This is a genomic window from Streptomyces sp. NPDC049597 (genome assembly GCF_040675505.1).
Taxonomy (GTDB): Bacteria; Actinomycetota; Actinomycetes; order Streptomycetales; family Streptomycetaceae; genus Streptomyces.
In genome coordinates, this window is sequence record NZ_JBFAOY010000005.1 from 1 (window position 1) to 20,491 (window position 20,491).

Annotated in this window: 15 protein-coding genes; 6 read left to right on the forward strand and 9 right to left on the reverse strand. The window is 70.7% G+C overall.

Going from position 1 to position 20,491, the window contains the following annotated elements; genetic code table 11:
• Positions 1-448: 448 nt before the first annotated feature.
• Positions 449-3,592, reverse strand: a complete 3,144-nt coding sequence (gene ileS / locus AB0K02_RS08165; protein ID WP_365991518.1) for an isoleucine--tRNA ligase — start codon at positions 3,590-3,592, stop codon at positions 449-451.
• A 550-nt stretch (positions 3,593-4,142) separates the two neighbouring features.
• Here ileS and AB0K02_RS08170 point away from each other — a divergent pair.
• The 4 genes from AB0K02_RS08170 to AB0K02_RS08185 all read left to right on the forward strand — a co-directional run bounded on the left by AB0K02_RS08170 (position 4,143) and on the right by AB0K02_RS08185 (position 7,881).
• Positions 4,143-5,813, forward strand: a complete 1,671-nt coding sequence (locus tag AB0K02_RS08170) for a TraR/DksA C4-type zinc finger protein (RefSeq protein WP_365991519.1) — start codon at positions 4,143-4,145, stop codon at positions 5,811-5,813.
• A gap of 72 nt (positions 5,814-5,885) precedes the next feature.
• Positions 5,886-6,446 (forward strand): signal peptidase II, encoded by a 561-nt coding sequence (gene lspA, locus AB0K02_RS08175; RefSeq protein WP_365991520.1) that lies wholly within the window; start codon positions 5,886-5,888, stop codon positions 6,444-6,446.
• Between the two features lie 17 nt (positions 6,447-6,463).
• Positions 6,464-7,405 (forward strand): RluA family pseudouridine synthase, encoded by a 942-nt coding sequence (locus tag AB0K02_RS08180; RefSeq protein ID WP_365991521.1) that lies wholly within the window; start codon positions 6,464-6,466, stop codon positions 7,403-7,405.
• Complete coding sequence (locus AB0K02_RS08185; protein WP_365991522.1) at positions 7,402-7,881, forward strand: GNAT family N-acetyltransferase; 480 nt, start codon at positions 7,402-7,404, stop codon at positions 7,879-7,881. The genes AB0K02_RS08180 and AB0K02_RS08185 overlap by 4 nt, the downstream gene beginning before the upstream one ends.
• Before the next feature lie 127 nt (positions 7,882-8,008).
• Here the strand turns inward: AB0K02_RS08185 and AB0K02_RS08190 are convergent, their stop codons facing one another.
• Positions 8,009-8,527, reverse strand: coding sequence for a class I SAM-dependent methyltransferase (locus AB0K02_RS08190; protein WP_365991523.1), 519 nt, complete (start codon positions 8,525-8,527; stop codon positions 8,009-8,011).
• 73 nt (positions 8,528-8,600) lie between these two features.
• The gene (locus AB0K02_RS08195) at positions 8,601-9,734 is read right to left on the reverse strand and encodes a mechanosensitive ion channel domain-containing protein (protein ID WP_365991524.1); all 1,134 of its coding nucleotides are present in this window, start codon (positions 9,732-9,734) and stop codon (positions 8,601-8,603) included.
• Between the two features lie 44 nt (positions 9,735-9,778).
• Here AB0K02_RS08195 and AB0K02_RS08200 point away from each other — a divergent pair, with 44 nt between their 5' ends.
• Positions 9,779-10,348, forward strand: coding sequence for a dienelactone hydrolase family protein (locus AB0K02_RS08200; protein WP_365991525.1), 570 nt, complete (start codon positions 9,779-9,781; stop codon positions 10,346-10,348).
• Between the two features lie 65 nt (positions 10,349-10,413).
• Here AB0K02_RS08200 and AB0K02_RS08205 read toward each other — a convergent pair whose 3' ends face one another.
• The 5 genes from AB0K02_RS08205 to AB0K02_RS08225 all read right to left on the reverse strand — a co-directional run bounded on the left by AB0K02_RS08205 (position 10,414) and on the right by AB0K02_RS08225 (position 16,428).
• Positions 10,414-11,421: a zinc metalloprotease gene (locus tag AB0K02_RS08205; RefSeq protein WP_365991526.1), complete on the reverse strand. Its 1,008-nt coding sequence runs from the start codon at positions 11,419-11,421 to the stop codon at positions 10,414-10,416.
• Positions 11,422-11,716: 295 nt separating this feature from the next.
• The gene (locus tag AB0K02_RS08210) at positions 11,717-13,363 is read right to left on the reverse strand and encodes an alkaline phosphatase D family protein (protein ID WP_365991527.1); all 1,647 of its coding nucleotides are present in this window, start codon (positions 13,361-13,363) and stop codon (positions 11,717-11,719) included.
• A 101-nt stretch (positions 13,364-13,464) separates the two neighbouring features.
• Positions 13,465-14,280, reverse strand: coding sequence for a DsbA family protein (locus AB0K02_RS08215; protein WP_365991528.1), 816 nt, complete (start codon positions 14,278-14,280; stop codon positions 13,465-13,467).
• A 62-nt stretch (positions 14,281-14,342) separates the two neighbouring features.
• The gene (locus tag AB0K02_RS08220; protein WP_365991529.1) at positions 14,343-15,032 is read right to left on the reverse strand and encodes a hypothetical protein; all 690 of its coding nucleotides are present in this window, start codon (positions 15,030-15,032) and stop codon (positions 14,343-14,345) included.
• Positions 15,033-15,069: 37 nt separating this feature from the next.
• Positions 15,070-16,428: a DUF2252 domain-containing protein gene (locus AB0K02_RS08225; RefSeq protein WP_365991530.1), complete on the reverse strand. Its 1,359-nt coding sequence runs from the start codon at positions 16,426-16,428 to the stop codon at positions 15,070-15,072.
• 179 nt (positions 16,429-16,607) lie between these two features.
• Here AB0K02_RS08225 and dnaE point away from each other — a divergent pair, with 179 nt between their 5' ends.
• Positions 16,608-20,147, forward strand: a complete 3,540-nt coding sequence (dnaE, locus tag AB0K02_RS08230) for a DNA polymerase III subunit alpha (protein WP_365991531.1) — start codon at positions 16,608-16,610, stop codon at positions 20,145-20,147.
• Positions 20,148-20,217: 70 nt separating this feature from the next.
• Here the strand turns inward: dnaE and AB0K02_RS08235 are convergent, their stop codons facing one another.
• A complete protein-coding gene (locus AB0K02_RS08235; protein ID WP_365991532.1) occupies positions 20,218-20,388 on the reverse strand; it encodes a hypothetical protein in 171 nt (56 codons plus the stop codon).
• Between the last annotated feature and the right edge of the window lie 103 nt (positions 20,389-20,491).

The window sequence follows — 20,491 nt, forward strand, 5'->3', positions numbered from 1 at the left end:
GCCCAGCCTGATCCCCACGCTGTCCGGCGAGTACTACACCGACCACGAGGTCTTCGCCCAGGAGCAGGAGCTGTGCGTGCGCGGGGCGCTTCCTCTACTCGCCCTTTCCCGAACCGGGGCAAGCCCCGGACCTCGTACCGCGCTCCGCCCGGTGTCCTCGATCTCCCCTGGGACTCCGGACGGGTTCGACCTTGCTCCGCTTGGTCAAGCCCCGCGGGGAGCGCTCACCCCGGCTTCGCCGGGGGCCCACCCACGGCCGCCGGACCGTCCGGACCGAAGAGGGAGAGGGAGGCGCTGAGGCCCGGGCCCGCAGGGGGAAGGGTCCCGGGAGCGGAGCCCCTGGTGCGGAACAGGGACACCCCCACGGCCGCGAGGCCGTGGGGGAGGGCGGGTAAGGAACAGGGCCGGTCACATGCGTGACCGGGCCCTTTCCACGTGCCTGCGTGTGCTACGCCTTCCGCAGGCGGAACGTCAGCGACAGGCCCTCGTCCTCGAAGGGCGAGCCGTACGACGCGTCCGCCTCGCCTTCCGCGAAGTCCGTCGACAGCACCTCGTCCGCGATCAGCGACGCATGGTCCGCCAGCGCCGACGACACCTCGGCGTCCGTCGAGCTCCACCGCAGCGCGATCCGGTCCGCCACGTCCAGGCCGCTGTTCTTGCGCGCCTCCTGGATCAGGCGGATCGCGTCACGCGCCAGGCCCGCCCGGCGCAGTTCCGGCGTGATCTCCAGGTCGAGGGCGACCGTCGCGCCCGAGTCGGACGCCACCGACCAGCCCTCTCGGGGGGTCTCCGTGATGATGACCTCCTCCGGGGACAGCGTGATCGTCTCGCCGCCCACCTCCAGCGTGGCCTCGCCCGAGCGCAGTGCCAGGGACAGCGCCGCCGCGTCCGCCGCGGCGACCGCCTTCGCCACGTCCTGCACGCCCTTGCCGAAGCGCTTGCCGAGGGCGCGGAAGTTCGCCTTCGCCGTCGTGTCGACCAGCGAGCCGCCGACCTCCGACAGCGACGCCAGCGAGGAGACGTTCAGCTCCTCGGTGATCTGCGCGTGCAGGTCGGGGGAGAGGGACTCGAAACCGGCCGCGGCCACCAGGGCGCGGGACAGCGGCTGGCGGGTCTTCACACCGGACTCGGCCCGCGTCGCGCGGCCCAGCTCGACCAGTCGGCGCACCAGCGCCATCTGGGACGACAGCGTCGGGTCGATCGCCTCCAGGTCGGCGGCCGGCCACGAGGACAGGTGCACCGACTCGGGGGCGTCCGGCGTCACCGGGACGATCAGGTCCTGCCACACCCGCTCGGTGATGAACGGGGTCAGCGGCGCCATCAGCCGGGTCACGGTTTCGACCACGTCGTGCAGCGTGCGCAGCGCGGCCTTGTCGCCCTGCCAGAAGCGGCGGCGCGACCGGCGCACGTACCAGTTCGACAGGTCGTCGACGAACGCGGACAGCAGCTTGCCGGCGCGCTGGGTGTCGTACGCCTCCATGGCCTGCGTGACCTGGTCCACCAGCGCGTGCAGCTCGGACAGCAGCCAGCGGTCCAGGACGGTGCGCTCGGCCGGGGCCGGATCCGCCGCCGACGGCGCCCAGTTCGACGTACGGGCGTACAGGGCCTGGAAGGCGACCGTGTTCCAGTAGGTGAGGAGGGTCTTGCGCACCACCTCCTGGATCGTGCCGTGGCCGACGCGGCGTGCCGCCCAGGGGGAGCCGCCGGCCGCCATGAACCAGCGCACCGCGTCCGCGCCGTGCTGATCCATCAGCGGGATCGGCTGCAGGATGTTGCCCAGGTGCTTGGACATCTTGCGGCCGTCCTCGGCGAGGATGTGGCCGAGGCACACCACGTTCTCGTACGACGACTTGTCGAAGACCAGAGTGCCGACGGCCATCAGCGTGTAGAACCACCCACGCGTCTGGTCGATCGCCTCCGAGATGAACTGCGCCGGGTAGCGCTTCTCGAAGATCTCCTTGTTCTTGTAGGGGTAGCCCCACTGCGCGAACGGCATCGAGCCCGAGTCGTACCAGGCGTCGATCACCTCCGGCACGCGCGTCGCCGTCCGGCCGCAGCCGTCCTGCGAGCAGGCGAACGTCACCTCGTCGATGAACGGGCGGTGCGGGTCCAGCCCCGACTGGTCCGTGCCGGTCAGCTCGGACAGCTCCGCGAGCGAGCCGACGCAGGTGAGGTGGTCGTCCTCGCAGCGCCAGACGGGCAGCGGCGTGCCCCAGTAGCGGTTGCGGGACAGCGCCCAGTCGATGTTGTTGTTGAGCCAGTCGCCGTACCGGCCCTGCTTGACCGAGTCCGGGAACCAGTTGGTCGCCTCGTTCTCCGCGAGCAGCCGGTCCTTGATCGCGGTGGTGCGGATGTACCAGGAAGGCTGTGCGTAGTAGAGCAGGGCGGTGTGGCAGCGCCAGCAGTGCGGGTAGCTGTGCTCGTACGGGATGTGCCTGAAGAGCAGCCCCCGGGCCTGGAGGTCGGCCGTCAGCGCCTCGTCCGCCTTCTTGAAGAAGACGCCGCCGACCAGCGGGACGTCCTCCTCGAAGGTGCCGTCGGGGCGGACCGGGTTGACGACGGGCAGGCCGTAGGAGCGGCAGACCTTGAGGTCGTCCTCACCGAAGGCGGGGGACTGGTGGACCAGACCCGTACCGTCCTCGGTCGTCACGTACTCGGCGTTGACGACGAAGTGCGCCGGCTCGGGGAACTCCACGAGCTCGAAGGGGCGCCGGTAGGTCCAGCGCTCCATCTCCGCGCCGGTGAACGTCTGGCCGGTGGCCTCCCAGCCCTCGCCGAGTGCCTTCTCGACCAGCGGCTCGGCGACGACCAGCTTCTCCTCGCCGTTCGTCGCGACGACGTAGGTGACGGAGGGGTGCGCGGCGACGGCCGTGTTGGACACCAGGGTCCACGGGGTCGTCGTCCAGACCAGCAGCGCGGCCTCGCCCGCGAGCGGGCCGGAGGTCAGCGGGAAGCGCACGAACACGGACGGGTCGACGACCGTCTCGTAGCCCTGCGCCAGCTCGTGGTCCGACAGGCCAGTGCCGCAGCGCGGGCACCAGGGGGCCACGCGGTGGTCCTGGACCAGCAGGCCCTTGTCGAAGATCTCCTTGAGCGACCACCACACGGACTGCACGTAGTCCGGGTCCATCGTGCGGTACGCGTCGTCGAGGTCGACCCAGTAGCCCATGCGGGTCGTGAGCTCCGCGAACGCGTCCGTGTGGCGGGTCACCGACTCGCGGCACTTGGCGTTGAACTCCGCGATGCCGTACGCCTCGATGTCCTTCTTGCCGGAGAAGCCGAGCTCCTTCTCGACGGCGAGCTCGACGGGCAGACCGTGGCAGTCCCAGCCGGCCTTGCGGGCGACGTGGTAGCCGCGCATGGTGCGGAAGCGGGGGAAGACGTCCTTGAAGACGCGGGCCTCGATGTGGTGGGCACCGGGCATGCCGTTGGCCGTGGGCGGGCCCTCGTAGAACACCCACTCGGGGCGGCCCTCGGACTGCTCCAGGCTCTTCGCGAAGATCTTGCTCTCGCGCCAGAAGTCGAGCACGGCGTGCTCGAGCGCGGGCAGGTCTACCTGAGCGGGCACCTGGCGGTACTGCGGCGGTGTCATCGTCTCCTCCGGCGGACTGTTCGTCGTTCCGTCCGGAGGGACGAAAGCCGATGCTCGTGCGGCTTCCGCGGTACCACCCTCCTTGGCGGTGCACGGGTCACCGCCCCCTCATTGGGGTCGCGACGCCGGGTCTACTCGCCTGCTGGCTTTCTTCCGGCGGCTCCGGGGTGATGCTTCACGTCGCGCTCGCCCCCGGGCTCTCACCGTCCCCGGGTCGCTCATGGCTGCGTACGCCGCTACTCGTCCCCATCCACGCCTTTCGCTCCGCCCAGTGTACGGGCCGCGGCGAGGGGCGGCCGACCGCTTTTCGCGGCGCCGCCGCGCGGTGGTGCCATTGACCCGAATGGCCATACGGACGCTTCCGCGGCGGGGTGTGCCGCTGGAGCGGATTACGGGGCGGGGAGCTGGGCACAACGGATGCAGGCCCGGCTCCTCGCAGCCCGGGGCGGGGCCGAACCGGCGGCGTGCCCCGTTGCCGCAGGGCTGGTGTCGATTTATCGTCCCAGCACGATTCGCGAGCAAGATCACAATATGTGAAGGGGCCGCGGTGATGGTGGCGAAGAAGACCGCCGAGAAGACGGCGTCAGCGCGTTCCGCCGCCACGTCCCGGGCGGCGCGCGCGGGGCGTATGCCCCGGAAGGCCCCCGCGGAGCACGTCCCCGAGCCGGTGGGGGCCGTCGTGGACGGGGTCGCCCAAGGGAAGAGGTCGACCGCGGCCGGTTCGGCCGGCCGGGCGACCCGCCGTGCCGGGGCCGCGCCGGAGGCCCACGAGGGCTCGTCGGCCGGGTCGGCCGGGAAGAAGGCAGCCACTGCCGCCGGGAAGGCGCCGCGTACGGCCCCGGAGCCGGTGAAGCAGGCCCGTGGCAAGGCCACCGGTGGCGGGGACGCGGGTGAGGCTGTCGGCAAGCAGGCGGCGCGGAGGGCCGCGCGTGCGAAGGCCGCTGCTGGTGGTGAGGTCGCGGAGCGGGTGGCCCCCGCCAAGAGGGCGGCGCACGAGACCGCGACCCGGAGGGCCACTTCTGGTGGCGGGGACGCGGGTGAGGCTGTCGGCAAGCAGGCGGCGCGGAGGGCCGCGCGTGCGAAGGCCGCGGCTGGTGGTGAGGCCGCGGAGCGGGCGGCCCCCGCCAAGAAGGCGGCGCGCAGGACCACGGCCGGGAAGACCACCGCGGGTGCGGCCGCGGAGGCGGAGTCGGCCGCGACCGGTCCGGCCGCCAAGAAGGCCGCGGCCAAGAAGAGCGCCGCCGGGCAGTCGGCGGCGCGCGGGCGGCGTGCGCAGGCCGCCCCCGAGGCCAAGGCGACCACGTCCCGACCGGCCGCCAGGGCCGCCGGTGCCGCGAAGAGCCGGGCAGCCGATCAAGGCGCGGAGCCCGCGGCGTCGGGCGGTGCCGCGCGGCGCAAGGCCGCCGGATCCGGTGCGGGCAAGGGCAGGCGTGCGCAGGCGGGCCCGGCGGGTGACGACCCTGCGGCGGTGGCCGGCAAGGCAGCCGCTGAAGGCGCGGAGCCCGCGGGGTCCGGCGGCACGGCCGCACGGCGCAAGACCACCGGGGCCGGCGCCGCCAAGGGCAGGGCCGCGCAGGCCGGCACGGGCGGCGAGAAGGGCGTCGGGGAGGAGCCCGGCGGGCGCGGGGACGAGTCGGGGAAGAAGGCCGCCGCCAAGAGGCCGGCGGCCAGGAAGGCCACGAAGACAGCCGCATCCGCGGCCGAGGCCGTACAGCAGACAGGAGCCAGGACGGTGGCAGCGAAGAAGACTGCGGGCAGGGTGTCGGGCGGAGCCGGAAGCGCGGTGGCGGTGCCCACCGCCCGTGCGGCGGCCGCGACCCCGGCCGGTGAGCTGGCGGTACGGCCCGGTGAGGACCCCTGGACCCCCGAGGAGGTCGCCGAGGCGAGGGCGGAGCTCGCGGGTGAGGCGGCCCGCCTCACCGCCGAGATCACCTCGTCCGAGACCGCGCTCGTCGGGCTCATGCGGGACTCCGGCGACGGAGCCGGCGACGACGAGGCCGACACCGGCACGAAGAACATCACGCGCGAGCACGAGATGGCGCTCGCCGCCAACGCCCGGGAGATGCTGGAGCAGACCGAGCGGGCGCTGCAGCGGCTGGACGCGGGGACCTACGGTCTTTGCGAGAGCTGCGGCAAGCCGATCGGCAAGGCCCGTATGCAGGCGTTCCCCCGCGCGACCCTGTGCGTCGAGTGCAAGCAGAAGCAGGAGCGGCGGAGCTGACACCGCGCCCGTGCGGCGCACCCCCGTGCCGTACCCTCGTCCTCAGTCAGGCACCTAGGTTGAGGGACTCACGTGGCAGAGGCGGAGCGCATCATCGGTACGCCAGATGTTGACGACGAGGCGGCGGCACCTGCCGAGCAGCCCCAGGGCAGGCGCAGGGTCGTCGCGCTCTTCGCAGTGGCCCTCGTGGCCTATCTGCTGGACCTGGTCAGCAAGATCATCGTGGTGGAGAAGCTGGAGCACCACGCGCCGATCGAGATCATCGGCGATCTGCTGAAGTTCGAGGCGGTCCGCAACCCCGGCGCCGCCTTCGGCATGGGTGAGGCCTTCACCATCATCTTCACCTTCATCGCGGCGAGCGTGATCGTCGTGATCGTCCGCCTGGCGCGCAAGCTGTACAGCCTGCCCTGGGCGATCGCGCTCGGCCTGCTGCTCGGCGGTGCGCTCGGCAACCTCACCGACCGGATCTTCCGCTCGCCCGGCGTCTTCGAGGGCGCGGTCGTCGACTTCATCGCGCCGGCGCACTTCGCCGTCTTCAACCTCGCCGACTCCGCGATCGTCTGCGGCGGTGTCCTCATCGTGCTGCTGTCGTTCCGGGGCCTGGACCCCGACGGGACCGTCCACAAGGACTGACAAGGCATACTCGACGGGTGAGTACCCTTCCCGAGATCCGCACCCTGCCCGTACCCGACGGCCTGGAGGGCGAGCGCGTCGACGCCGCCATCTCCCGTATGTTCGGGTTCTCCCGTACGAAGGCGGCCGAGCTCGCCGCCGCCGGGAAGGTGCAGGTCGACGGATCGGTCGTCGGCAAGTCCGAGCGGGTGCGCGGCGGCGCCTGGCTCGAGGTGGAGATGCCGCAGGCGCCCGCGCCGGTGCAGATCGTGGCCGAGCCCGTCGAGGGCATGGAGATCGTGCACGACGACGACGACATCGTGGTGATCGTGAAGCCGGTCGGCGTGGCCGCGCACCCGAGCCCCGGCTGGACCGGGACCACCGTGATCGGCGGGCTCGCCGCGGCCGGCTACCGCATCTCCACATCGGGCGCCGCCGAGCGCCAGGGCATCGTGCACCGGCTCGACGTCGGCACCTCCGGGCTGATGGTGGTCGCCAAGTCGGAGCGGGCGTACACGCTGCTCAAGCAGCAGTTCCGGGACCGGACGGTCGACAAGCGCTACCACGCGCTCGTGCAGGGCCATCCCGACCCGCTGAGCGGCACCATCGACGCCCCCATCGGCCGGCACCCCAACCTGGACTACAAGTGGGCGGTCACGGCGGAGGGCAAGCCGTCGGTGACGCACTACGACCTCCTCGAGGCGTTCCGGGCGGCGTCGCTGCTGGACATCAAGCTGGAGACCGGCCGCACGCACCAGATCCGGGTGCACATGGCGGCGCACCGCCACCCCTGCGTCGGCGACCTGACGTACGGCGCCGACCCCACGATGGCCAAGCGCCTCCGGCTGACCCGTCAGTGGCTGCACGCGGTGCGGCTCGGGTTCGAGCACCCCTCGGACGGACAGTGGGTCGAGTTCGCGAGCAACTACCCGGACGACCTCCAGCAGGCCCTGGACACGATCGCCGCGGAGAGCGCGTGACCGCGTACACCGTGCGGGTCGCGGCCGGCCCCGAGGACCGTGAGGCGTGCTTCGCCGTCCGCAAGGAGGTCTTCGTCGCCGAGCAGCGCGTGCCCGAGGACATCGAGTACGACGCCCACGACGCCGAGGACGCCGGAACCGTCCACGTCCTCGCGGTCCGTGCGGACGGCGTGCCGCTGGGCACCGGCCGGCTGCTGCACGGCGCGGCCGCCGCCGACCGGACCGGCGGCGACCTTGCGGTCGGCTCGCTCGGGCGGCTCGCGGTGACCAGGGAGGCGCGCGGGCTCGGCGTGGGCGTGGCGCTGGTGCGCGCCATCGAGGGCGCGGCGCGGGAACGGGGCCTCGCCGCGGTCGACCTGCACGCCCAGACCCATGCGCTCGGCTTCTACGAGCGGCTCGGCTACGAGGCGTACGGCGCCGAGTTCCTGGACGCCGGGATACCGCACCGGTCCATGCGGCGCGACCTGCGTTCGTGAGCACCGGCGGCGGAGCCGGCCGGCCGGTCCGGCCGGTCCCCGTGTCAGCGGCGGGAGTTGATCCTCGAGGTTCGGGTGCTGGGGCATCTGGCGGTGCACAGTCCGCGCGGCGCCGGGCCCGGCCTCGTCAGTCGACGGTGACCTGGACACCGAGCAGCGTGGACCCCTCCGTCCGGCCCGTCGAGATCACCGTGGTCGCACCCGGCCAGGTGAGCTTGGGCAGGAGGATGCCCTCCAGCTCGCGCGCCCTGCCGTGCGCCGGGGGCTCGTAGAACAGCGACAGCGTGCCGCCCGGGGCCAGCAGGCCGCGCAGCAGGGCCACTTCGCGGTCGGCGGGGGAGGTCCAGAAGACGTTGACGTTCACCGCGAAGATCTTGTCGAACCGGTCGCCGTCGGGCGGCAGTTCGGCGAGTGCGAGCTGCCGCACCTCGGCGCGGCCGTCCGCGATGTGCGCGCGGTTGCGCCGGCGGGCCGCGTCGACGGCGTGCGCCGAGCGGTCGATCGCGGTGACGGTGCCGGTGGTCAGCCGCCCGGCGACCAGATCGAGCGCGACGCCGGGGCCGCAGCCGATCTCGAGCACCCGGTCGTCCGGCCGTACGTCCAGCTGTTCGACCGCCCAGGCGAGGCGCTGCGGCACAGAGGTCACGCGCCCAGGGTAGGGACGTCCCCGCCGCGGGGACAGCCGCCGCGCCACGAGCGGCGCGGCAGGGGGCGGGGCGTCAGCCGCGGCCCGTGCGCGGGGTGTTGTCCTCCTGGGCGGGGACGGGGCCGGGCACCGGTGCGGAGGAGGAGTGCGCGGGCCACTGGCCCGACGGCGGCAGCGAGGCCGCCGACGTCGCGATGCGCGGCAGCGCGTACGGGTGCTTCTCGCACAGCCAGGCCACCATCTGCTCGCGCACCGTGCACCGGGCCGTCCAGATGTCGTCGGCGTCCTTCGCCGTCACCACCGCCCGTACCTGGATCGTGCTGGGCGTGGTGTCCGTGACGGCGAGGCTCCAGTCGCGGCGGTCCCAGGCGGAGCAGTCCTCCAGGATCTCCCGCAGCTTCTCCCGCATCAGCGCCACCGGCGCCGAGTGGTCCAGGTGGAAGAAGACGGTGCCCGTCATCTGCGCGCCGCCGCGGGACCAGTTCTCGAACGGCTTGCTGGTGAAGTACGACACGGGCATCGTGATCCGCCGCTCGTCCCAGGTCCGCACGGCCAGGAAGGTGAGGGTCACCTCCTCGACGACGCCCCACTCGCCGTCGACCACCACGGTGTCGCCGATGCGCACCATGTCGCCGAACGCGATCTGGAAGCCGGCGAACAGGTTGCCGAGCGTCGACTGCGCGGCCACGCCCGCGACGATGCCGATGATGCCCGCGGAGGCCAGCATCGAGGTGCCCACCTTCTCCATGCCGGGGAAGGTCAGCAGCATCGCGGCCACGGCCACGACGGCCACGACCGCGGTGACGATGCGCATGATCAGCGTGACCTGCGTGCGCACCCGGCGGACGCGTGCCGGGTCCCTCGTCGAGGACGCGTAGCGGGCGTACGTCGACTCCACGGCCGCGGACACGATCCGGGTCACCAGCCACGCGCTGGCCCCGATCAGCACCAGGGACAGGATGTGCCCGATGCCCGCGCTGCGCTCCCGTACGAGCGGCTGGTGGATCTCGCCGTACGACGCGCGCAGCAGTCCGCCGAGGAGCACGACCTGCAACGGCAGGCGGCAGCGGCGCAGCATGCCCCACAGCGGGGTCTCGGGGTGGCGGTCGTCCACGCGGCGCAGCAGCCGGTCGACGGCCCAGCCGACGAACAGCGTCAGAACCACCGATCCGCCGACGACGGTCAACGGGCGCAGTACGTTCTCCATGTCTCCTGACTCCGTGAGGCGAAGGCGGCTGGGAGGATGGCCGGATGAACATCATCCTTTTCCATTCGTCCTTCGGTCTGCGGGCGGCGGTGCACGCGGCCGCCGACCGGCTGCGTGCCGCCGGGCACGAGGTTCGCGTGCCCGACCTGTTCGACGGGCAAACCGCCGAGACCGTGGAGGAGGGCAGGGAGCTCAGGGAGAGGTTCGGCACGGACGAGCTGCTGCGGCGGGCGATCCACGCCGCCGCGCCCCATTCCGACCAGGGGCTGGTCTACGCAGGCTTCTCGCTCGGCGGCGCGATCGCGCAGAACCTGGCGCTGGGCGACGAGAAGGCGCGCGGGCTGCTGCTGCTCCACGGCACCTCCGACATCGCGGAGGACGCGTCCGCGGACGGCCTGCCCGTCCAGCTGCACGTCGCGGACCCCGATCCCTTCGAGCCCGAGGACTGGCTGAACACCTGGTACCTGAGGATGCAACGGGCGGGCGCGGACGTGGAGATCCACCGCTACGCGGGTGCGGGCCACCTGTACACGGACGCCGATCTGCCCGACTACGACGAGGAAGCCGCAGAGCGGACCTGGCGGACCGCCCTCGGCTTCCTCGACACACTCTGACGACCTGACCCGGCGTCGGGCACGGTGCGGCGGACCAGCCGCACCGTGCCCGTGCGCCGGAGGTGTCAGCCGGCGCGGTACGCCGTCCAGTGGTCCTTCATGCGCTGCACCTGGCCCGAGGTGAACTGGTACATGCACGCGTCGTACGTGTAGTCCATGAAGTTGTGGACCGGGTCCGCACCGGGCTTGCTGAGGCAGGTGTCACGGCCGGTGGGGCACTGGTACGCGGGGCTCTTCTCGGCCGGGGTGTCGCTCACGTAGTCGCCGTTGCCATTGCAGCCGCCCTGGAAGGTGTGGTACAGGCCCATCCAGTGGCCGACCTCGTGGGTGGCGGTGTCGCCCTCGTCGTAGTTGGTGGCGGTGCCGCCGGGCAGCGAGGCGTCGAGCACGACCACACCGTCCATCGACGGGTTGGAGTTGTACGAGGACGGGAAGGTCGCCCAGCCGAGCAGGCCGCCGCTGAGGTTGGCGGTGTAGAAGTTGAGCGCGCCGGCGCCGCCCTGGCGGAGCGTGGACTTCATCTCCTTCTCGGCGGTGGAGCCGGACGCCAGGTTGTACCAGGACGGGTTGTTGGAGTAGTCGGTGCCGGCCAGGGTGAACTGGAAGCCGGAGTCGACGTTGCCGGTGCCCTGGCCGGCGAACGCCGAGTTGAGGACCGCCATCTGGCTGCTGATCTGGGCGCTGGTCAGCTTGCCCTTGTCACCGTCGTGGATGACGTGGAAGTAGACCGGGATGTTCACCGCGGCGGTGGCGGACAGGCCGCGGGCGTTGGTGCGCGCCGCCTCCAGTCTCTTCTTCAGGTCCGCGTCCATGGCCTTCGCCTTGGCCTCGGTGACCTCGTTGGGCTCGTTGACGTGGCCGGCACCGGGGCGCGTCTCGCGCGCCGTGGCGCTCTCGTGCTCGTGCGTGTCCTCGACGCACTCCTCGGCGGAAGCCGCGGCGGTGACGGCCGACTTGGGGGCGGCGGCGCTGCCGGGGGCGGAGAGCGGCGCGATGGCCAGGGTTCCGGCCATGATCGCCGTACCGACTGCGCGGTGGCGCAGACGGGGGGATATACGGGCAAGAGCACGCATGACGTCTCCTCGCGGGGGGTTGTGGTGGGGGCCTTTCCTGGCCACCGCGGGGAGATTACGGGTGCATGTCAGATCTTGATGAGGATCGATCAAGCCCAATCAATCGTGGGTTGATTACGGACATCGGGTAGAAAAGTTTCGGTCATGTCCGGCCTGTGAGATCAGCAGGTAACCATGTGAGTGACGACGACGGGTGGTGTGTCCGCATTCATGGTGCGGAACACGCCACCCGTCGTAGCGATGTGATCTTCTGTTAACCGTGTGACGAGTGGCTGAAAACAGCCCCTCGGCTACGTCAGCGCACCGGCTGATTCACGCGCTCGACCTTCTGTGTTCCGCTGACGGTGCGGTAGGAGCGCGACCACGACGACGTCGCGTCACGGTGCGTGCGGTCCGAGATGGTGTAGTAGTCCATCTGCGTCCGCTCGGCGGTCACGTCCAGGACCCCGTAGCCGTGCGCGTCCATGTCCACCCACTTCACATGGCGGTTGGCGGCCCGGATCGCGCCCTGCGCGACCAGCGAGACCGTGCCCGGCGCCACATGGAGGAGGTCGTCCAGGTTGTCCGAGGTCACCGACGTCACCACGAACTCGGTCGCCGCGGACGCGGACACCGGGTACGTGGCGGCCCTGACCGGTACGTCGTTGGCCCAGGCCATGTGGATGTCGCCTGTGAGGAAAACGGTGTTCCGGATGTTGCGCTGCGTCAGGTGGGTCAGCAGCTCCTTGCGGTCGTCCGTGTAGCCGTCCCACTGGTCGACGTTGATCGCCAGTCCTTCCCGCGGCAGCCCCAGCAGCTCGGCGAGCGGCCCGAGCAGATGCGCCGGCAGGGAGCCGAAGGCGACCGGCGAGATCATCACCGAGGTGCCGACCAGCTTCCAGGCGGCGTCGGAGGACGCCAGGCCCGCCTTCAGCCAGTCCAGCTGTGCCCGGCCGGTGAGCGTGCGGTCCGGGTCGTCCACGTCGCCGCTGCCCCTGCCCGACTGCTGCGAGCGGAACGAGCGGAGGTCCAGCAGGTGCAGATCGGCCAGCTTGCCGAAACGCAGCCTGCGGTACACGGTGCCCTCCGTGGACGCGCGCACCGGCATCCACTCGAAATAGGCCTGCTTGGCCGCCGCCACCCGCTCCGCCCACGCGCCCTCGGCGTCCGGCGTGTGGTTCTCCGCACCGCCCGACCAGGCGTCGTTGGCGAACTCGTGGTCGTCCCATATCGCGATCACCGGATGCGCGGCGTGGAGCGCCTGCAGATCGGCGTCGGTCTTGTACGTGGCGTGCCGCAGGCGGTAGTCGGCGAGGCGGGTGATCTCGTGTCTCGGCTCGTGCCGCCGCACGACGTACTCCTCCGCCGGATAGCCGCCCGTGCCGTACTCGTAGATGTAGTCGCCGAGATGCAGGACCGCGTCGAGGTCCGGGCGGGCGGCGAGATGGCGGTACGCGGAGAACCAGCCGGCCTCCCAGTTGGCGCACGAGACCACGCCGAACCGCACGCCGGCCGCGGCGGCGCCGGCGGCCGGAGCCGTACGTGTGCGGCCGACCGGGGAGACGGCGGAACCGGCCCTGAACCGGAACCAGTACGTGCTGGCCGGGCGCAGACCCCGGACGTCGGCCTTGACGGTGTGGTCCGAGGCGGCCCGGGAGGTGTCGCTGCCCCGGGCGACGATCCGCCCGAAGTCCTTGTCCTCCGCGACCTCCCAGTCCACCCGCGTGTCCGCGCCCCTGCCGGATCCGGGCACGGCGTCCGTGCTCGGCGTGACGCGCGTCCACAGCAGGACGCCGTCGGGCAGCGGGTCGCCGGACGCGACGCCGTGGAGGAAGGAAGGGGTCTGGTCCGCCGCGGTGGCGGGGGCCGCTGCGACCACGAGTGCGGGAGCGGTGACAGCGGTGGCGGCAGCGGCCTTGACGACCGTGCGGCGGCTGGGAGTTGAGGAGATTCGACTGGTCACGGCCGATCAGACTACTGATCGGTAAGCCGAACGGGCGGGCGAACACGGAAAGTTCGCCCGCCCGTTCGGGAACGGTCAGCCGCGGCCCGCCGCGGGTGCGCTCAGCCCTTGAGGGCCTTGTCGATCGCGGTCGTGAACTGCTCCACCGTCATGGGCGCGTTGTCACTGCCCTCGGCGGTGATCTTCTTGCCGTCCATCTTCAGCGTCGGCGTGCCGCGCACGCCGCTGTCGTCGAACGTCTTCGACATCTTCATCGCCCAGGCGTCGAAGGTGCCGTCCTCGACGTTCTTCCTGAACTCGCTGTTGTTCTTCAGCGCGGGCACCGAGTCGGCGACCTCGAGGAGGTAGGAGTCGTCGGCGAACTTGTCGTCGTTCTCCTCCGGGTGGAACTCGGCCGAGTACAGCGCCGACTTGTACGCGAGGAAGGCGTCGGGGCTCACGTTCAGCGCCGCGCCGAGCGCGCTCAGCGCGTTCTTGGAGCCCTCGCCGTTGGTGGCGTCGTCGATGAAGGTGGCGCCGACGTACTTGATCTTGTACTTGCCGGCGTCGACGTCCTTCCCGACCGTCGCGCCGACCGCCTGCTCGAAGGTCGCGCAGACCGGGCAGCGGGCGTCCTCGTACAGCTCCAGCGTCTTCTTCGCGTCCGCCTTGCCGATGACGACGGTCGTGCCGTTCTTGCCCTCGGTGTTCTTCGGGGCGGTCACGTCGGTCGCGTCCGCGGCCGCCTCCCAGTGGGACGGCTTGTTGGCCTGCATGATGCCGAAGCCGACACCGCCTGCGATCGCCAGGACCAGCACACCCGTGCCGGCGACGATCAGCTGCCGGCGCAGCTTGTCCTTCTTGGCCTGGCGCTCGCGCTCCAGGCGCAGCCGCTCACGGGCCGCCGCCTTGCTGGCCTGGCTGTTGCGCTTGCTCATGATCATTCACTCCATGGGGACGGGGGACGAAGGGGACTTCCGGCCGGGGCGCAGAGCGCGTTTCACGCGCAGAGCGCGACCGGACGCGGGGGTCCCCTCCGTCCGACGGAGTGCACCAACAGGCGCGCAGAGGAGGCGCGGGGCTCACGGTGCCCCCGGCGGTCCGTCGTGCGCGGAGCGCTCTCCGTGCCGCAGAGCGCGGCGACCGCGAGCAGCAGCGGGCGGAAGGCGAAGGCCCCCACCGAGCGCAGCACGGCGGCGAGCGCCGCCTCGCCCCGCCGCAGCCAGGCCGCGGCGAGCAGCCCCACCGACACGTGGGCGGCGAGCAGCAGCCAGGGCACGGCGGGGTCGGGCGAGTCCAGCACGCCACCGAGGCCGCCTGCCTCCGCGCCCGGCGCGACGCCCGGCAGCCGGACGCCGACGCCGCCGCACAGCACGTCGAGGCCGACCGAGCGCAGTGACCCGGTGACCGGGCCGCCGGCGGCTCCGTAACACGCGTGCTGGCCCGCGGTGAAGACCGTGTCGGCGGCCAGCTCCAGCGGGATCAGCAGAGCGGCGATCCGCCCGAAACCGCGTTCCCGCCCCGACAGCGCGTAGGCGACGGCGAAGACGGCGGCCGCGAGCGCGCCGGCGGTGGCCAGCGGCAGCGGGGCCTTGGAGAGCAGCACGTGGGAAGCGGTCGACAGCGTCACGACCAGTGCCGTGAAGACCGCCGCCCGCAGCGCTCTGAGCCGCGTCCCTGATATGTCCATCGCCGGTGAGTGTGCCACGCCCTCCTGTAAGAGATCCCTAAAGAACCCGCAGGCCAGGGATCCTGCCGTTGCGGAACAGGTCCACGAAGATCTGGTGGTCGGCGCGTGCCCGGGCGCCGTAGTCGTGCGCGAAGGAGACCAGCAGGTCGCCGAAGCCGTCCTCGTCCGCCGCGATCGCCGCGTCGATGGCGCGCTCGGTGGAGAACGGCACCAGCGAGTGCCCGCTCTCGTCGTCCGCCGCCGCGTGCATCGTCGCCGTCGCCCGGCCGAGGTCGGCGACGACGGCTGCGATCTCCGCCGGATCGTCGATGTCCGACCAGTCCAGGTCCACGGCGTACGGGGAGACCTCGGCGACCAGCTGGCCCGAGCCGTCCAGCTCCGTCCAGCCCAGCCACGGGTCGGCGTGGTCCTGGAGCGCGCGCTGCGAGATCACCGTGCGGTGGCCCTCGTGCTGGAAGTAGTCGCGGACGGCGGGGTCGGTGATGTGCCGGGAGACGGCCGGCGTCTGCGCCTGCTTCATGTAGATCACGACATCGTTCTCCAGGGCGTCGCTGTTGCCCTCCAGAAGGATGTTGTACGACGGGAGGCCGGCCGAGCCGATGCCGATGCCGCGCCGGCCGACCACGTCCTTGACCCGGTAGGAGTCGGGCCGGGTCAGGCTCGACTCCGGCAGCGTCTCCAGGTAGCCGTCGAAGGCGGCGAGCACCTTGTAGCGCGTGGCCGCGTCCAGCTCGATCGAGCCGCCGCCCGAGGCGAACCGGCGCTCGAAGTCGCGGATCTCCGTCATCGAGTCCAGCAGCGAGAACCGGGTGAGCGAGCGCGCCGTGCGCAGCGCCCCGAGCAGGGGGCCGTCGGCGGTGTCGAGGGTGAAGGGCGGGACCTCGTCGTGCTTCGCGCCGGTCGCGAGGGCGTGGATGCGCTCGCGGTAGGCGGCGGCACAGATCCGCACGAGGTCGGTGATCTGCTCGTCGCTGAGCGCCTTGGTGTAGCCGATCAGGGCGAGCGAGGCGGCCAGGCGCTTGAGGTCCCAGGTGAAGGGGCCGACGTAGGCCTCGTCGAAGTCGTTGACGTTGAAGATCAGGCGGCCGTTGGCGTCCATGTAGGTGCCGAAGTTCTCCGCGTGGAGATCGCCGTGGATCCACACCCGGCCGGTGCGCTCGTCCAGGAAGGGCCCGCTGCTGATGTCCCCGCCCTCGCGCCCGGCGCGCTCGCCCTCCAGGTCGCTGTAGAACAGGCAGGCCGTGCCCCGGTAGAACGCGAAGGCGGAGGCCGCCATCTTGCGGAACTTGACCCTGAAGGCGGCCGGGTCGGCGGCCAGGAGCTCGCCGAAAGCGGTGTCGAAGACGGCGAGGATCTCCTCGCCGCGCTGTTCGGCGGTGGGCTGCGGGACCGGCATCGCGGAGTGCCTCCTGGTACATGACAAACGGGACAGCTTTTCCGCCCCGTCCAACGCATGACGGTACGAAGGAGTGCCCGCGGAGTGTCAGTGCCGGGACGTAGACTTCCACGCTGTCCCCCAAAGCGGGGGTCTGGGGGTCGCCCCCCAGGAAGACCGCAGCCCGGAGGCCCGCCGCCGTGACCAAGCCGCCCTTCACGCACCTCCACGTCCACACCCAGTACTCGCTGCTGGACGGTGCCGCGCGGCTGAAGGACATGTTCGAGGCGTGCAACGAGATGGGCATGACCCACATCGCCATGTCCGACCACGGCAACCTCCACGGGGCGTACGACTTCTTCCACTCCGCGAAGAAGGCCGGGGTCACCCCGATCATCGGCATCGAGGCCTATGTCGCCCCCGAGTCCCGGCGGAACAAGCGCAAGATCCTCTGGGGCCAGCCGCACCAGAAGCGGGACGACGTCTCCGGTTCCGGTGGTTACACCCACAAGACCATCTGGGCGGCCGACGCGACCGGCCTGCACAACCTCTTCCGCCTCTCCTCCGACGCGTACGCGGAGGGCTGGCTGCAGAAGTGGCCGCGTATGGACAAGGAGACCATCTCCCAGTGGTCCGAGGGCCTGATCGCCTCCACCGGCTGCCCCTCCGGAGAGCTCCAGACCCGGCTGCGCCTCGGCCAGTTCGACGAGGCCCTCAAGTCCGCCTCCGAGTACCAGGACATCTTCGGCAAGGACCGGTACTTCCTGGAGCTGATGGACCACGGCATCGAGATCGAGCGCCGCGTCCGCGACGGACTGCTGGAGATCGGCAAGAAGCTCGGCATCCCGCCGCTGGTCACCAACGACTCGCACTACACGTACGCCCACGAGGCCGGCGCCCATGACGCGCTGCTGTGCATCCAGACCGGCAAGAACCTCTCGGATCCCGACCGCTTCAAGTTCGACGGCACCGGCTACTACCTGAAGTCGACCGACGAGATGTACGCGATCGACTCCTCGGACGCCTGGCAGGAGGGCTGCCGCAACACCCTCCTGGTGGCCGAGCAGGTCGACACCACCGGCATGTTCGAGAAGCGCGACCTCATGCCGAAGTTCGACATCCCCGAGGGCCACACCGAGGTCACCTGGTTCAAGGAGGAAGTCCAGCGCGGCATGCACCGCCGCTTCCCGGACGGCATCCCCGAGGACCGCCAGCGCCAGGCGGACTACGAGATGGACGTCATCATCCAGATGGGGTTCCCCGGGTACTTCCTCGTCGTCGCCGACTTCATCATGTGGGCCAAGAACCAGGGCATCGCGGTGGGCCCGGGCCGAGGCTCCGCGGCCGGTTCGATCGTCGCGTACGCGATGGGCATCACCGACCTCGACCCCATCCCGCACGGTCTGATCTTCGAGCGCTTCCTCAACCCCGAGCGCGTGTCCATGCCCGATGTCGACATCGACTTCGACGAGCGCCGGCGCGTCGAGGTGATCAGGTACGTGACCGAGAAGTACGGCGCCGACAAGGTCGCCATGATCGGCACGTACGGCAAGATCAAGGCGAAGAACGCGATCAAGGACTCCGCCCGCGTGCTGGGCTACCCGTACGCGATGGGCGACCGGCTCACCAAGGCCATGCCCGCCGACGTCCTCGGCAAGGGCATCGACCTCAACGGCATCACCGACCCCTCGCACCCCCGCTACAGCGAGGCCGGCGAGATCCGCGGGATGTACGAGAACGAGCCGGACGTGAAGAAGGTCATCGACACCGCCAAGGGCGTCGAGGGCCTGGTCCGGCAGATGGGCGTGCACGCCGCCGGCGTGATCATGTCCAGCGAGACCATTACCGAGCACGTCCCTGTGTGGGTCAGGCACACCGACGGCGTCACCATCACCCAGTGGGACTACCCGAGCTGCGAGTCACTCGGCCTGCTGAAGATGGACTTCCTCGGCCTGCGCAACCTGACGATCATGGACGACGCCGTCAAGATGGTGAAGTCCAACAAGGGCATCGACATCGATCTGCTCGCCCTGCCGCTCGACGACCCCACGACCTTCGAGCTGCTGCAGCGCGGTGACACCCTCGGCGTCTTCCAGTTCGACGGCGGCCCCATGCGGTCCCTGCTGCGGCTGATGAAGCCCGACAACTTCGAAGACATCTCCGCCGTGTCCGCGCTCTACCGCCCGGGCCCGATGGGCATGAACTCGCACACCAACTACGCCCTGCGCAAGAACAAGCAGCAGGAGATCACGCCGATCCACAAGGAGCTGGAGGAGCCGCTCAGGGAGGTCCTGGACGTCACCTACGGCCTGATCGTCTACCAGGAGCAGGTCCAGAAGGCCGCCCAGATCATCGCCGGGTACTCGCTCGGCGAGGCCGACATCCTCCGCCGCGTCATGGGCAAGAAGAAGCCCGACGAACTGGCGAAGAACTTCACCATCTTCCAGGCCGGCGCCCGGAAGAACGGCTACAGCGACGAGGCCATCCAGGCCCTGTGGGACGTGCTGGTCCCCTTCGCCGGATACGCCTTCAACAAGGCCCACTCGGCCGCGTACGGACTCGTCTCCTACTGGACGGCGTACCTCAAGGCCAACCACCCCGCCGAGTACATGGCGGCGCTGCTCACCTCGGTCAAGGACGACAAGGACAAGTCGGCCGTCTATCTGAACGAGTGCCGGCGCATGGGCATCAAGGTCCTGCCGCCCAACGTCAACGAGTCCATGTCCAACTTCGCCGCCCAGGGCGACGACGTGATCCTCTTCGGCCTCACCGCCGTGCGCAACGTCGGCACCAACGTGGTGGAGTCGATCATCAAGACCCGTAAGGCCAAGGGGAAGTACAGCTCCTTCCCCGACTTCCTCGACAAGGTCGAGGCCGTCGTCTGCAACAAGCGCACCATCGAGTCGCTGATCAAGGCCGGCGCCTTCGACACCATGGGCCACACCCGCAAGGGCCTGGTCGCCCACCACGAGCCGATGATCGACAACGTGGTGGCGGTCAAGCGCAAGGAGGCCGAGGGGCAGTTCGACCTCTTCGGCGGCATGGGCGAGGAGGAGAGCAGCGAGCCCGGCTTCGGACTCGACGTCGAGTTCTCCGACGTCGAGTGGGAGAAGTCCTACCTGCTCGCTCAGGAGCGCGAGATGCTCGGCCTCTACGTGTCCGACCACCCGCTGTTCGGCATCGAGCACGTCCTGTCCGACAAGACGGACGCGGCGATCTCCCAGCTGACCGGCGGCGAGCACGCGGACGGCGCGGTCGTCACGATCGGCGGCATCATCTCCGGCCTGCAGCGCAAGATGACCAAGCAGGGCAACGCCTGGGCGATCGCCACCGTCGAGGACCTCGCCGGCTCCATCGAGTGCATGTTCTTCCCGGCGACGTACCAGCTCGTGTCCACGCAGCTCGTCGAGGACACCGTGGTCTTCGTCAAGGGGCGGCTCGACAAGCGGGAGGACGTCCCACGGCTCGTCGCCATGGAGCTGATGGTCCCCGACCTGTCCTCGGCCGGGACCAACGCGCCGGTCGTCGTGACCATCCCGACCGTCAAGGTCACCCCGCCCATGGTCAGCCGTCTCGGCGAGATCCTCAGCCACCACAAGGGCAACACCGAGGTGCGGATCAAGCTCCAGGGCCCGCGCAAGACCACCGTGCTCCGGCTCGACCGGCACCGGGTCCAGCCCGATCCGGCTCTCTTCGGCGACCTCAAGGTGCTGCTCGGCCCGTCCTGCCTGGCCGGCTGAACCGCCTGCCGGCACGCAGAAGGGGCGCGCCCGTCGTCACGGGCGCGCCCCTTCTGCCGGATCACGTCCGTCAGTTGTGACCGAAGCGCTTCTGCCGGCCCTTGTGGGCGACATCGGACGGCGTGACCTGCGTCGCGCGCTGCTCGGCCTGCGCCTCCATGGACGACTTGGTGGCCTCCTGCTGGCCGCGTTCCGCCGGCGAGGACTTCTGACTGCGCTCACGGTTCTTGTTCTTGGCCATGGTGGGTGCCTCCTGTGGACTCTAGGGGCCAGGGCCGTTGTCAGGCTCACATAGGCGAATAACCCGCGCATTTTGGATCATTGCGGACGGTAATCGCCCGCCG